12 protein-coding genes are annotated in these 13,275 nt (G+C 63.2%); 5 read left to right on the top strand and 7 right to left on the bottom strand.

Going from position 1 to position 13,275, the window contains the following annotated elements:
* Window positions 1-3 precede the first annotated feature (3 nt).
* The 4 genes from HQ843_RS16595 to HQ843_RS16580 all read left to right on the top strand — a co-directional run bounded on the left by HQ843_RS16595 (window position 4) and on the right by HQ843_RS16580 (window position 3,029).
* Window positions 4-636, top strand: coding sequence for a YfbR-like 5'-deoxynucleotidase (locus HQ843_RS16595; protein ID WP_180897281.1), 633 nt, complete (start codon window positions 4-6; stop codon window positions 634-636).
* On the top strand, window positions 633-1,175 hold the full coding sequence (locus tag HQ843_RS16590) for a tyrosine phosphatase family protein (protein ID WP_180897282.1): 543 nt from the start codon (window positions 633-635) through the stop codon (window positions 1,173-1,175). The genes HQ843_RS16595 and HQ843_RS16590 overlap by 4 nt, the downstream gene beginning before the upstream one ends.
* A 62-nt stretch (window positions 1,176-1,237) precedes the next feature.
* Window positions 1,238-2,167 carry a mechanosensitive ion channel family protein gene (locus HQ843_RS16585; RefSeq protein WP_371822167.1) on the top strand — a complete coding sequence of 310 codons (930 nt, stop codon included), beginning with the start codon at window positions 1,238-1,240 and terminating at the stop codon, window positions 2,165-2,167.
* A 13-nt stretch (window positions 2,168-2,180) separates the two neighbouring features.
* Window positions 2,181-3,029 carry an MOSC domain-containing protein gene (locus HQ843_RS16580; protein WP_180897283.1) on the top strand — a complete coding sequence of 283 codons (849 nt, stop codon included), beginning with the start codon at window positions 2,181-2,183 and terminating at the stop codon, window positions 3,027-3,029.
* 51 nt (window positions 3,030-3,080) lie between these two features.
* On the opposite strand, the gene HQ843_RS16575 is transcribed toward HQ843_RS16580, so the two are convergent.
* Genes HQ843_RS16575 through HQ843_RS16555 form a run of 5 tightly spaced genes read right to left on the bottom strand, consistent with a single transcriptional unit; the run spans window position 3,081 to window position 7,710 of the window.
* Window positions 3,081-3,803 carry a DUF1868 domain-containing protein gene (locus tag HQ843_RS16575; protein ID WP_180897284.1) on the bottom strand — a complete coding sequence of 241 codons (723 nt, stop codon included), beginning with the start codon at window positions 3,801-3,803 and terminating at the stop codon, window positions 3,081-3,083.
* Between the two features lie 18 nt (window positions 3,804-3,821).
* A complete protein-coding gene (locus tag HQ843_RS16570) occupies window positions 3,822-4,913 on the bottom strand; it encodes an ABC transporter substrate-binding protein (protein WP_180897285.1) in 1,092 nt (363 codons plus the stop codon).
* 36 nt (window positions 4,914-4,949) lie between these two features.
* Complete coding sequence (locus HQ843_RS16565; protein ID WP_180897286.1) at window positions 4,950-5,774, bottom strand: ABC transporter permease; 825 nt, start codon at window positions 5,772-5,774, stop codon at window positions 4,950-4,952.
* Complete coding sequence (locus HQ843_RS16560; protein ID WP_180897287.1) at window positions 5,774-6,643, bottom strand: ABC transporter permease; 870 nt, start codon at window positions 6,641-6,643, stop codon at window positions 5,774-5,776. Before HQ843_RS16560 ends, HQ843_RS16565 begins: the two co-directional genes overlap by 1 nt.
* Window positions 6,640-7,710 (bottom strand): ABC transporter ATP-binding protein, encoded by a 1,071-nt coding sequence (locus tag HQ843_RS16555; RefSeq protein WP_180897288.1) that lies wholly within the window; start codon window positions 7,708-7,710, stop codon window positions 6,640-6,642. The genes HQ843_RS16560 and HQ843_RS16555 overlap by 4 nt, the downstream gene beginning before the upstream one ends.
* A gap of 117 nt (window positions 7,711-7,827) precedes the next feature.
* Between HQ843_RS16555 and HQ843_RS16550 the strand changes: the two genes are divergently transcribed.
* A complete protein-coding gene (locus HQ843_RS16550) occupies window positions 7,828-8,955 on the top strand; it encodes an ROK family transcriptional regulator (RefSeq protein WP_180903255.1) in 1,128 nt (375 codons plus the stop codon).
* On the opposite strand, the gene HQ843_RS16545 is transcribed toward HQ843_RS16550, so the two are convergent.
* Window positions 8,947-11,091: an NfrA family protein gene (locus HQ843_RS16545; protein WP_180897291.1), complete on the bottom strand. Its 2,145-nt coding sequence runs from the start codon at window positions 11,089-11,091 to the stop codon at window positions 8,947-8,949. The two genes, HQ843_RS16550 and HQ843_RS16545, sit on opposite strands and share 9 nt — an antisense overlap.
* Before the next feature lie 2 nt (window positions 11,092-11,093).
* Window positions 11,094-13,274: a glycosyl transferase family protein gene (locus HQ843_RS16540; RefSeq protein WP_180897292.1), complete on the bottom strand. Its 2,181-nt coding sequence runs from the start codon at window positions 13,272-13,274 to the stop codon at window positions 11,094-11,096.
* Window position 13,275 lies beyond the last annotated feature (1 nt).

Below are 13,275 nucleotides of genomic sequence, written 5' to 3'. Positions count from 1 at the left end.
GTCATGCCGCCGAAAGCCGACAGCCGCGCCTGGCAGCGCATGCTTTCGGGCCGCAGGCTCGATCTGCTGGACCCCTCGCCGCTCGATGTCGAGATTTCCGATATCGCCCACGGACTTGCGCGGGTCGCGCGCTGGAACGGCCAGACGCTTGGCGAACACGCCTATTCGGTCGCCCAGCATTCGCTGGTGGTCGAGGTCGTGTTTACGCATCTCAACCGCGCAAACCCGGATGATTGTCAGGCGGCGCTGCTCCATGACGCGCCCGAATATGTGATCGGCGACATGATCTCGCCCTTCAAAGCCGTGGTCGGCGGCGGCTACAAGGCGGTGGAAAAGCGGCTGGAGGCGGCCGTGCACCTCCGGTTCGGCCTGCCGTCCCACCCCCGCCCGGCGCTGAAGGCGAAGATCAAGGCGGCCGACCGGATCGCCGCCTATTTCGAATCGGTAAGCCTTGCCGGCTTTTCGATCGACGAGGCCAGACGCTTCTTCGGCGAGCCGAACGGCGTCTCCATCGACATGCTGCCGATCGAGCCGATGCCGACGGCGCTTGCCCAGCAGCGCTTTCTCGACCGGTTCGGCGAGATCGAGGCGACGCGCGCCGCGCCGCGCCCAAAAGGAAAGAAAACGGGGACATGAGCGCCGCGATCATCGTATCGCCGCTGGAGCGTATCGGCGAGATGGCGGCGCGTCACGGCTGCCGGCAGATGATCTCGCTGATGGCCGAAAACCATGATTTCGCCCGCCCCGGGATGATCGACCGTCATCTCGTATTGCGCATGAACGATATCGCGTTTGCCGGCGCGGGCGATCTGGTGGCGCCGGGACGGGACCATGTCGATCAGATTATCGATTTTTCCCGGCGCTGGGCGGCTGACGGTCCGCTGCTGGTCCATTGCTGGATGGGCGTCTCCCGTTCGCCCGCAGCAGCCATGATTGCAGCTCTTGCTGTGGCGCCCGAGATCGATGACGGACGGCTTGCCGAGGCACTGAGGGCTGCCTCGCCCTCCGCCACGCCGAACAGGCGGCTGGTGGCGCTTGGCGATGCGGCGCTTGCGCGCGGCGGCCGGTTTGCGGCGGCCGTCAGGACCATCGGCCGCGGTCGCGATTGCCGGCTCAACGCGCCTTTCAGACTTGATCTCGATGGTCTTGCCATGGCCCCGTTGCGTGATAGGTAAAGGAACCGTAACATTGGCCCCGCCTCTCTCCGAAATGACAGAAGGACCAATTGATGGATTCCATAGAGAAACAAGCCGCCGATCTGCTGAACGCGTCGAGTGATTTTGCCGAAGCGATGATGGCTCTGGTCGTCACCTACGCATTCTCGGTGCTCGGCGCCATCATATTGCTGATCGTCGGCTGGATCTGCGCGGCAATCGCCCAGCGTTCGGTCAAAACGGCATTCATGAAATTCGACAATGTCGACAAGACCTTGGCCGGTTTCTTTGGCGCGATCGCGCGCTACGGCGTTCTCACCATCGTCATCGTCATGGCGCTCGGCCAGTTCGGTGTGCAGACCGCATCGATCCTCGCCGCTCTCGGCGCCGCCGGCCTCGCCATCGGTCTGGCCTTGCAGGGCACGCTGCAGAACATCGCCGCCGGAATCATGCTTCTGGTGCTGCGTCCGTTCAAGGTCGGCGAATATATCTCCACCGGCTCGATCGACGGCACGGTGGAGGAAGTCGGGCTGTTCGCGACCGAGCTCAAGACCTTCGACGGGCTGTATCGGCTCGCGCCGAACTCGACGCTCTGGAACGTCTCGATCACCAATTATTCCCGCGTCACCCAGCGCATGCACGAACTCGCCATCGGCATCGGCTATGAGGACGATCTCCGGCAGGCGATCGACATCATGCTCGATCTGGCGAAGAACAACGAGAATGTGCTCTCCGATCCCGAACCCTACGCCTTCGTCAAGGAACTCGGTGATAGCGCCGTGGTCGTGGCCATGCGCTACTGGGTCCCCGGCCCGCTGTGGTGGAAGACCACCCATGTGATGACCCGCGACGCCAAGCTTGCCTTCGACGATGCCGGCATCTCGATACCGTTCCCGCAGGTCACCCTGTCGACGCTTGACGATGACGGTCTCCCGGTAAAGCCGGAAAAGCCCGACACGGCGGAAAAATCAGATAAGGCAACCAAGGCCGGCGCGAAGAAGCAGGCCGAATGATCGGAGACCGGCGTTGAAAGTCGCGGAACTCAACATCTACCCCATGAAAAGCGCGCGCGGCATCGCCCTCGATGCCGCGCGTTGCGGTGCGTCGGGCCTTGAAGGCGATCGCATCGCGCTGCTTGTCGATCCGGCCGGCCGCTTCATCACCCAGCGCGATCTGCCGGTGCTGGCGCGGCTGACAGTGCGTCCGGGTACGAGTGGGCTTCTGCTCTCGATGGAGGACAAGGGCGAGATCGAAACCGGGGCTTCTCCCGACCGGCGGCTCGAGGTCGCCGTCTGGAGAGATAGCGTCAATGCGGCGGCAAGTACCGGCGATGCCGATGCCGTGCTTTCGGACTGGTTCGAACGTCCGGTCCGCCTCGCTTTCTTCGACGAAGCATCGCATCGGATCGCGAGCCGCGACTGGGTCGGCGATGAAACGCCGATGTCCTTCGCCGATGGATTTCAGGTGCTGGTCACCACCACCGGCTCGCTTGCCGCGCTCAACGCCGATCTGAAGGCCCATGGCGCGGAAGAAGTCGGCATGGAGCGGTTCCGGCCCAATATCGTGATCGAGAACGACGAGGCCTGGGCCGAGGACGGCTGGGCGGGCATCGAGATCGGCGGCATCGCCTTCGACTTCGTCAAACCCTGCACCCGCTGCATCATGACGACCCAGGACCAGACCACCGGCTCACGCGAAGGCGCCAACCCGCTGCCGGCACTCGGTCGCCTGCGCATGTCCGCCGACCGCCGTGTGCCGGGCCCGCTGTTCGGCTGGAATGCCGTGCCGCGCGGCGAAGGCCTGCTGCGTGTCGGTGATCCGGTCACGATAACCCGCAGCGCCACGGAGCGCTGGCCGCTGAAGAAGCGGGCGTGAACACGACGTCAGGCTGAGCCGCCTGACGTCAGTCAGTATGCCACAGTGCGTTCAGGCCTTTCCGCCGAGGAAGAACAGCTTTTCGAAAGCGAACATGTTTTCGAAGCGGCAATATTCGGGGACGCCCAGTTCGAACGTCTTCGGCATCCGCTCAAGCGCCTCGGCAAGCAGCGCCATCAGTTGCGCCTTGTCCGCGGCATCCGGGCGGCGCATCAGATAGCCGATGCTGAGGTGGAATTCGTAGCTGTCATGCTGAGGCGCCCTGATCTTCAGCAGATCGGAAAGGCGATCCCTGAGGTCCCGAAGCCTTGCGTTTTCCGTAGGCGTTGCCGGCTCCAGACTGAGCGCTATCCCTTCGTTCAGCGGCTGCCAGCCGGCGACCGTGATCCTGAGCGGCGGATCGATCCGCGGGTCGAACCCGGCCAGCTTGCTTTCAAAGAGCGCATGGCAATCGGCAAGCCCGGCGGCGGCGGAAAGATCGGATGGCCACCGGCCGGGCGCCCTGATCTCGTCGCACACGCCTTCGAAAACCGTCATATGCCAGCTCGAAGCCGGCAACAGCGAATAGAGCGGCTCGAGCGGTGAACTGTCCAGCGTCTGCCACAGCGCGGCAAGCGGACCGCGCAACGCGCTGTCTGTCGGAAGATGGCAGAGGATGGTATTGCCGGGAAAGCGCCGGACCGTGCCGTCGGCATGGAACTTGCTGCCGACGCCGGCCGGCAGCGAAGCGTCAGCCGGCGGCTGACGCTCCTCGTTGTTGCTGGTTTCATTCATGAATATGCACTCTTTGCATTACTGGCCGAGAACGACCTTTTCCAGAAACTGTCTGGTGATGTCGTCGGTGGTGGCCGCACTCAGCCAGTCACGCGAATAGGCGCGCTGCTCCGGCGGCACACCGCCCGGGACGCCCTTGGCCGAGGCATTGACGGGCGAAGATCCCATTTCGGCGGCGAACATGTCCTGAGTTTCTGCCGAGGTCAGCCAGTCGACGAAGACGAGGCCAGCCGCCTTGTGCGGCGCATTTGCCGGAACGCCGACCGCGTTGCCGCCGCCAAGCATGCCGAATTCGGGAATGTAGAACTGCATCCGCTTGTCGATCTCGCCCTTCTTCTGCAGGCCGGCGAGATGATCTTCCCATGCGGGAACGAGATGAAACTCGCCGCCATTGAGCCGCGTCAGGCTGTCGGCATTGGAGGCGGTGTAGCCGTAGTCGCCGTTTACGGACGCAAACCAGGCCCACGCCCCGTCGAAATTGCCGGCCTCGATCTCCGCGTCGCTCACGGTGGAACGGACCGCCATCTGAATGAAGGCCTTGCCGGCGCCGCCGCCCTGCGGATCGTTGAAGGCGAACGCCATCGGGTGGTCCTTGATCCAGGCGGTCACCTCCTCGAACGACTGCGGCAATGTCGCCTCGTCGACAGCGGTCGGATCATAGGCGAACCCCGTCTGGTTGCCCCAGAAGGCAACGGCATGGTCCTGGCCGTCGCCATTGTTGATCTCGGTGCGCAGGTTTGCGAAATCGGGCAGGATGTCGAGCGGCCCGACGAAATAGGCGGTGGGATCGAACTTCGCGAGCGCATCGCCCGGAACGGACATCACATCGATATCGCCTGTCTTTCGGTTGTGCTCGGCCAGGAACTTGTTGAAGTTGCCGTCATTGGTGCCGTCCGGGATCGTGACCTTGATGCCGTATTCATCCTCGAAGCCCTTCATGAGCTCGCGGAATTTCGGCTGCAGGAACCAGTTGTACCAGACAACCTCGCCCTCCTGCTTCGCCTGGGCGACGATCTCGTCCCAGGGCTTGGACGTCAGATCGTCGGCTGCGGCGCCTGTGGCCACGAGCATGGTTGAAAGCACCAAGGGTGCGATGAATTTCCTGAGCATGATAACCTCCGTTTCCTCTGTTATGGAGCTTTATGATCATCCCTTGCCGCCAAGCGTCACCGCGCCCTCGCTCTTGAGGAGGCGTTCGAAGACCAGCAGCAGGATGACATTGGGGACGACCAGGATCAGCGACACGACGGCCGCGTTCGATCGAATGAAGTTTTCACCGAGATAGGAGTAGAGAATGGTCGGAATAGTCGTGAAATCGGGCGAGCCGATCACGAAGGACATCGCGAATTCCTCGATACTCTGGATGAATACGATGATGAGCGCAGCCAGAATGCCGGGTTTGAGCACCGGCAGATAGGCCACCGAAAACCGCGACCAGCGGCTCGCGCCGAGATCGCGCGCGGCATCGATCAGATCCTTGCGCACCTGGGCGAAGGACACCGTGAGGATCCGGATCGCATAGGGCAGGAACAACACCACATGACCCAGCACGATCGCGGGGAACTTGGCGTAGATGCCGAGGCTGTAGAGCAGCGACGTGAAGAACAGCGCCGTCACGAATTCGGGCACGGCGAGCGGCAGCAGCGACAGCATCTGCGCCGCGGTCTTGCCCCGGAACTCCAGCCGGGCAAAGGCAAAGGCGGTCGGCGCGGCCATCGCCAGCGTCGCGACGGCAACGACCGGCGCGAGCGTATAGCTGTGACGCATGGCAAGCGAGAGGCTGGTCGTCTCCCAGATTTCGCTCCAGCGCCTGAAGGACAGCTTTTGCGGGAAGAGATCCGGATAGCTCCAGGCCTTGTCGGGATCAACCAGCGACCACAGCACGGCCATGGCAAAGGGCATGGCCAGCCAGAACACCAGCACCACCGACAGGATCACGACCAGGACGCGATTGAGGTTCGTGTTGCGCATCACGCCCTCCTGCCCGAAACGACAAGCTGGGTAATGCCAGCGAGCAGCACCGCGCCGACAAGCGACATCGCCATCAGGATCACGGCAACCACCGCCGCCTCGTTCCATTGCCCGAACAGCCGCTGCACTGTGTACATATACTGCGCCAGCGAATTGACCTGACGTGGCCCGACCACGACCTGGAAGGAAAAGTCGCCGGCGGCCCGGATGAAGATCAGGATCAGCGCGGCCTGAAGCGCCTTGACCGTCAGCGGCAGCACGATCTTGCGAAACCGGGTCCAGGCGCCGGCGCCGAGATCGCGCGCGGCATCGAATATCTCCTCGTGGATGGACTGGACCGGCGCGGTCAGGATCAACAGCGCGAACGGCATCTGTTTCCACACCTGCAGGAAGATCACCGCCGCGCCGAAACGGTCATTCTGCATTCTGAGCGGCTTGTCGATGATGCCGAGGCCAAGCAGCGCCTCGTTGATGAAGCCGTGATAGGCGATGACGTTGAGCAGCAGGAAGGCGGCGACCAGTCCGGGCACCATCATCGGCGCCTTCAACAGCCCGCCAAGGGTTGCCGAACCCGTGAACGGCTTGCGGAACCAGAGCGCGAAGACATAGGCGATCGCCACCGAGATCAGCGCCGAAAGAAGCGCGATCTTCGCCGAATAGAACACCGAACGGCGCAACAGCGGCGAGGCAAGCTGGTTCTGCCAGAACTCCAGCGAAAAGCCGCTTGCCCCGGAAAAGTTGAAATAGCCAACCGATTGCGCCACCGCCATCGACACCACCGTGCCGATCAGCGCGACAATGAGACCGAGGCCGGGCAGAAGGCAGACCGCAACCAGAATGCCGTTCCCGAGGCGTGGCGAGACCGTCATTCGGCAGCCTCCAGAAGCGAAAAGGCCTCAGGGGCGAGACGGACCGCGATCCGCGCGCCGACGGGCAGAGGCCGGCGGGTCTGGATATTGACGGTGTCGGCGGCCCGGTCCGGACGAATGACGACATCGGTGACATTGCCCTGATAGGCCTGGGTAACGACCTCACCCATGAAAATATTGCCGTCGAGACGCTCTTCGTCCGAGCCGATCACCGCGCTTTCGGGACGCCAGCAGATGTAATGCCAAGCCGCCGAAGGCGCGCGTTCAGAGGCGATCGTGAAATTGCCAAGTTCGGTTTCGACCCGCCATTGTCCGGGGCCGGCGGGCCCCTCGATCTTCGCCTTGACGATATTGGCGGCGCCGATGAAATCGGCCACGAAGCGGTTGACCGGATGATCGTAGATTTCCGCCGGCGGCGCGATCTGCTCGACCCGCCCGCCGTGCATCACCGCCACCCGGTCCGACATCGCCAGCGCCTCGGCCTGATCGTGGGTCACGTAAATCGCCGTGAAACCGTGTTCGGCCTGCAACGCCCGCATCTCGAAGCGCACCTGATGGCGCAGCTTGGCATCGAGATTGGAAAGCGGCTCATCGAACAGAATGATGCCGGGCCGCATCGCCATCGCACGGGCAAGTGCCACGCGCTGCTGCTGGCCGCCGGAAAGCGCCGAGGGCAGTTTTTCGGCATGGGCCGCAAGATCGACCTGACGCAGAGAATCGGCAAGGCGCGCCGCGCATTCGTCCCTGCCGAGGCGGTTCTGCCGGGGACCGAACAGGATATTCTCGGCAACGCTCATATGGGGAAACAGCGCATAGGACTGAAAACACATCGCGGTGTCGCGCCGCTCCGGCGGCTTTCCGGTCACGTCCACCCCATCGATCAGAAACGAACCGGCGGAGATCGGGTGAAACCCCGCGATCGCCTTGAGCAAGGTGGTCTTGCCGCAACCGGAAGGCCCCAGAAGCGTGAGGAACTCTCCCGAGCGCACATCAAGGGAAATTTCCCGCAACACCTGAAAACCAATGGGGAAGGTCTTCGAGACCTCCCTCACCTCGAGCCGTGCCATAGTGCCTCCCTAGCCAGTCTTCTGTTTTTTAGTTCATGGCATGTACTTATGTTAAGTGCATGACATGAACATGACAACCCGATAATTTGCGAGTCACAAATTATCCGGAGCAGCCATTTGAAACAGGAATTGAATCTCACCGAGGTCGAAAAGTCGGTATTGCGCTTCATCCGCCTCAATCCCGGCCGCAGCCGCGTCGAAATCGCGGCCCGTCTCGGCCTGTCCAAATCGATGCTGTCGAAGGCTGTCGGTACTTTCGAACAAACGAATCTGGTGGCCGCCGAGCGCAGCAGGCCCGGTGAAGGCGACCGGGGGCAGCCGCCGATCAAGCTCTCGCTCAACGACAGCGCCTTTCACAGCATCGGGGTCTACGTCACCCGTCGACACTGCGTCACGGTGCTGTCTGATCTCGGCGGGAGGAGCAAGCGCTGCATTGCCAGCGAAGGCCCTTTCGAGGGGATCGTCGAACGGGTCGTCAGCGATATCGGCGAACTCCTGGCCGCGTCAGAAGCGCCGGTCATCGGCATCGGCCAGTCCGTTCCGGCGATCGTTCGCGACGATGGCAGCCTGTTCGAGATCGTGCCGAGCCAGGCTGGCCTGCCGCTGATGGAGATCGCCTCGGCCATCCGCACGACGTTCGGTCTCCCGCATTTCTGGGAGAACGCAGCCTATTGCGCCGCCGGCTACGAGGCGCACAAGCCGGACGGCAACCGCCGCTGCGTGTTCCACCTCACGCTCGATTACGGCGTCGGCGGCGGGCTGGTGATGGACGGCCGGATATTTCGCGGCGCCTATAATCAGGCCGCCAATATCGGCGCCCTCATTCCCGAAACCGGGCCGCGCCCAAATCTCACCGATCTCGCGCGCCATCTCGCCGTCCCGGTCGAACGGCTGGACGAGCGCTTCATCGCAAACCTGCACGCCGGCGGCGATCCGGCGCTTCTGGAATGGATCGGCGATCGCGGGCACCGCCTTTCCGAGCCGCTGTCGAGCGTGGTCCAGCTGTTCAATCCGGACACGATCGTGATCGGCGGCTTCCTGCCTCGCTCGGTTCTTGAGGCGCTGCTTGGCGCGGTCACCCTCGACGCCCACGATATCGCAAACCGCCGGCCGGTGCTCAAACCCGCGCTCTGCGTTTCCGAACTTCTGGGCCCGCAAGGCTTCGCCCAGGCCGCGGCGCTGCTGCCGATCGGCGCGCAACTGATGGGTCTGCGCGTCTCCGCGCCGCCTGCTGCGTCAAAATGACAGGCCGAGGCTTGCAAACCACCCCTTTGCCCTGTCATCGCCGCCGAGACGCGCCCGGTACTGCACATTGAGGTCGATATGCGACATCGGCGCCTGGTATTCGGTTTCGCGGAACCAGTAGCTGAGTTTGAGGCCGGGGCCGGCGCCGAGCGCGAATTCATTGGCATCGGTGCTGTTGTAGTCGGCGGCGATCCCGAGATACGGCGTGAGGACGAACTTTCCGTCGTCGCCGCCGAGCTTGAAGCTGCGCCCCAGTTGCGCATAGCCGTCGGCGAAGTTCTGGTTGCTTTCAAGATAGCGCCCGACCTCGCCGAAATACTGCCCGGTCCACCACGAAGTCCGCGCGGGCATCAGGTCGGTGTTGAACCCGCCCGAGATTGCCGCCCGCAGCAGATAGTCATCCCGGCTGTCGCGCCCGATCTTGAAGTAGCGCGCGCCCTCGACAATGAAATTGTAATCGGAGAACGGCTTGATCCGGATACCCGCCGCCCCCTGCGTGGTTGAAGCACCCACCGGACCGTCGAGCGAATCGTAGAGCGTCGTGAACTGGCGCAGGAACAGATCGACCGTGCGCCCGTCACGATAGCCGAACATCGGCGGACGCCAGTATATCTCGGTCCCCACCTGCATGACCTCACCGGCGGAGGCTGCCGGCGACAGATAGCCATCCGAGATGCCGCTGGTGCCATAGATCAAACTCGCATAGGCGCCCCATTGGCGCGAGACGTCGCCGATCTGGCGGCGAAGATTGAAGCGCTGCACCTCGTCAAGCGCGAATATGCCGGCATCGGCCTGGTCGATCGCCTCCTTGAACAGCGCCACCGCCTGCGTGTTGTGATAATCCCCGACGGCGGCATAACCGGCGTCGATCAGTTGCGCGCCCTTCAGCTGGCCCTGATCATAGGCATCCTTGAAAGCCTGATAGGCGATGTCGCTGTTGCCGACGTTTGCGGCGAGATAGGCGATATCGGCGGAGCCGAGCGGCGCGAGCGTGCCATCTTCGGAGGCCTGCGAGAATATCGCCCTCGCCTGCCGCTTGCCGTCCTGAGCGGATGCAAGCCTGATTTCGGCTGCAGCAACGCCCGCCCGCTCGATATCGGTCCCTGCCAGCGCGCCTGCCTGCGCGAACGCGCTGTCGGCGGCGTCATAATCCGCCATCGCGGTCAACGCATTGCCGCGTTGCAGCCAGACGCTGTAGCCGGCATCGTCGCCCAAAGGCTGCAACGTCCGATAGGCCAGCAAAGGGTCCGAGGTCGCCATCGCGGCGGCGGCGAGATCCAGCCTGAGCTGGCGCTCCGCGCCCGCCGGGCCGGGAAACTCCAGCGCGCGGGAAAGATCGGAAAGCGCCGCGGCCTGATCGCCGCTCATCTGCTCCAGCACGCCGCGCCGGCGCAGGAGTTCGCGGTTTTCGCCGAGCGCCGCGATCGCCTGATCCGTTGCCGTCAGTGCGGCGGCGCTGTCGCCATTACCGTTCAGCAGATCGATCAGCAGCAGGCGGAAGGACAGATTGCCGGGCGCAAGGCGGACGGCCTTGCGGGCATGGCCAATGGCACCTGCCAGATCGCCCTTGCGCTGGGCGGCGTAGGCCGCATCTGCCTGTATGGCGGCCGGGTTCGCCTTGGCGACGGGCGGCCGGTTGACCGCGGCCTCTGCGTTGTCCAGAAGCTTGCGGTAGTCCGCATTGTCCGGCGCAAGCGCTACGGCCTTCCTGGCCTCATCCAGCGCTTTCCGGTACTGGCCCGCGGAATAGGCCCGGTAGGCAGCATCGGCGGCTTCATAACCGGGACTGATCTCGGAAACGGCCTCTCCCTCGCCCGTGTCACTCTCCTGTTTTTCAAGGTCGCGCGCCGCATCGGCATTCTTCAGCAGGGTCTTGTAGGCATCATGATCCGGCGCAAGCTGAACGGCCTTCTCCGCCTCCTCCACCGCCTTGTCATAATCGCCCGCGCTATAAGCCCGATAAGCCGCATCGGCGGCCTGATAGGCTGGGCTGCTCTGCGAGATCGGCGGCGATGCCTGATCATCAGTTGCAGCGGAAGGCGAGGCCATGGAAAGGGCGATCGCCGCAATCGCTGCCGCAAGCGCGACCCGGGACACGGCATTGCGGTAGGTGCGTATCGTGTTTATCGCGGCCATGTTCATATCGCCTTTCCGGCAACAGGGTGAAGTGGCGAGGCCTTCTGGTTCTCGCGCAGGCGCTCGATCCTGCGGCGCTGCTCTGCCAGCGCATTCTCGATCGCGTGGTTGAAGACCGCATCCCGGGCGGCGAGATAGGCGCCGATCAGCCCGTCGCGCTGGGGAGAATAATCGGCCAGGGCCGCCTGCAGCGCCTCCATGGAGATATCGCCTCTTTCAACGAGGATATCGCCGAGACGCGGCAGTTCGTCGTTGAGAAAACGCGAAACGGGTCTGCCGTCCGCGGCATCCCGTTCGCAAAGAAGGTCGAGACCGGCGGTGATCTGGCTGTCGCGGACGATACAGAATTGCGGAATTTCGCCGCACGCCGCAACGATCTCGGCCTGCGCCTTCGGCTCCAGCGGCACCGCTGTTGCCAGCATCAAATGCCCGTCGCCGGCGTCCTGCAACGGAACGACGCGCAAGCGAAGACAGAGATCGGTGGAGAGCCGGCCACGCGCGTTCAACACGTCGTCCTCGGAGATCACCCGCATTTCAAGCCTCGCCTGAAAGGCCACGGCTTCGGCCAGCACCTCCTCCTGAAGCCAACCCTCATCGAGCAGGATACGACCGAGCGGGCGGCGCTGCTGACGTTGTTTCACCAGCGCCTCATCAAGCTGGGCGTCGTCGATCGCCTGCCAGGTGACGAGAAGATCGCCGAGCTTGGCGCTGCGCTCCACCAGCCCGTCGCCCGACGGAAAGTCGTGCATGGTCTTGTCCCAGACCAGCCGCTTGCCGGTCACAAGGTGAGCGACATACTGCTTGAGCGCGCGCGCCATCGCCATGAAATTCACGAAATTGCCGACGACCATGCGCGGGATCGACAGCAATCCGTGCTCCCAGCCGAAAGACCGCGATGTGAAATAGAAGCGCTGCACGACCCGCAGGACCAGCGCGATGGCGTTGAGAATCAGCACCACGCCGACCCAGCCATGGACCGAAAGCAGCGGCGGATATGTGGTGGTAAACAGACCGAGGCTGATGGCGAGCTGGAACGCGATATACTGGATCGCCAGCAGATAGGCGAAAACGGTGACGAAACTGGTCACGATCGCCTTTCTGTCCCTGAGCAGGAAATAGCGGTCGACCAGCGAGCCGTACCAGCCGAAATAGGCCCAGCCCTGAAAGCAGATCCCGAGCGACCACCGCGCCTTCTGGCGATAGGAGGTGCGGAACTTGTTGGGAAAATATTCCTGTACGCAAAGCGGCATGCGCACGGTCTTCTCGCGCTCCGGCCCGAAGCCGAACCAGCTCTTGCGCCGGATTTTGTAATCGACGCTGAACCGCGCGAGAATCGAGCGCATGCCGTGCCCGGCAAGGCGCACGCCGATATCGTAATCCTCGGTGAGCGTCTGGGTGTTGAACGGCTGATTGTCGGTTTCGGCCGAAAGGGTCAGGAGCGCCTTGCGCGAGAAGCATGTTCCCACGCCGGCAGACGGCACCATCCCCGACAGGACCTCGCGCACGACGATATCCTTCCCGTGCCATTCGGCGAACTCATCCATGTATACGCCGGCGACGAGCTCGTACCAGTTGCGTTCCAGCGAGTTCACAGGAATCTGGATCAGATCGATTCTCGGCAGAAGATAGTTGAAGAAACGCAGTTCCAGAGGATGCAGGACATCCTCGCTGTCGTGAAGAATGGTGCCGGCGAAGGTGATGCCGTGTTTCTTCTCATGGGCGAAAATCGCCTGAACCGCCCAGTTGAGGCAATCCGCCTTGCAGGTCGGACCGTCATGGGGAACCTCGACGCGGACGAGCTGACGGTACCGCTTGCGCATCCGCTCGACCTCGTCGATCGTGGCGCTGTCATTGCGGTAGGTGCCGACGAAAATCGTGTAATTGCGATAGTCGAGCGTGCGCACCATGCCCTCGATCATGGCCGCGATCACGTCGTGTTCCAGCCATGCCGGAACCATGATCGCCATGTGCTGCTCCGGGCGGTTATAGAGTTGTTCCGGCTGAAGCGGCTGGTATTGGTGCCGCTTTGCCGCGAACCGCCGCTTGATCGCCCGCGCATAGAACACCGCGTCGATGAAAAGGTCGTCGAGGCACGACAGCAGGATGATCACCGCGACGATCGCGGTGAAATCCTCGAGCAGCCGATAATAATCGGCGAACAGGAATGGCCAGTAAAGCTGCATG

The organism is Martelella sp. NC20 (assembly GCF_013459645.1).
GTDB lineage: Bacteria > Pseudomonadota > Alphaproteobacteria > Rhizobiales > Rhizobiaceae > Martelella.
This window is presented reverse-complemented; position numbering and strand designations above follow the sequence as displayed.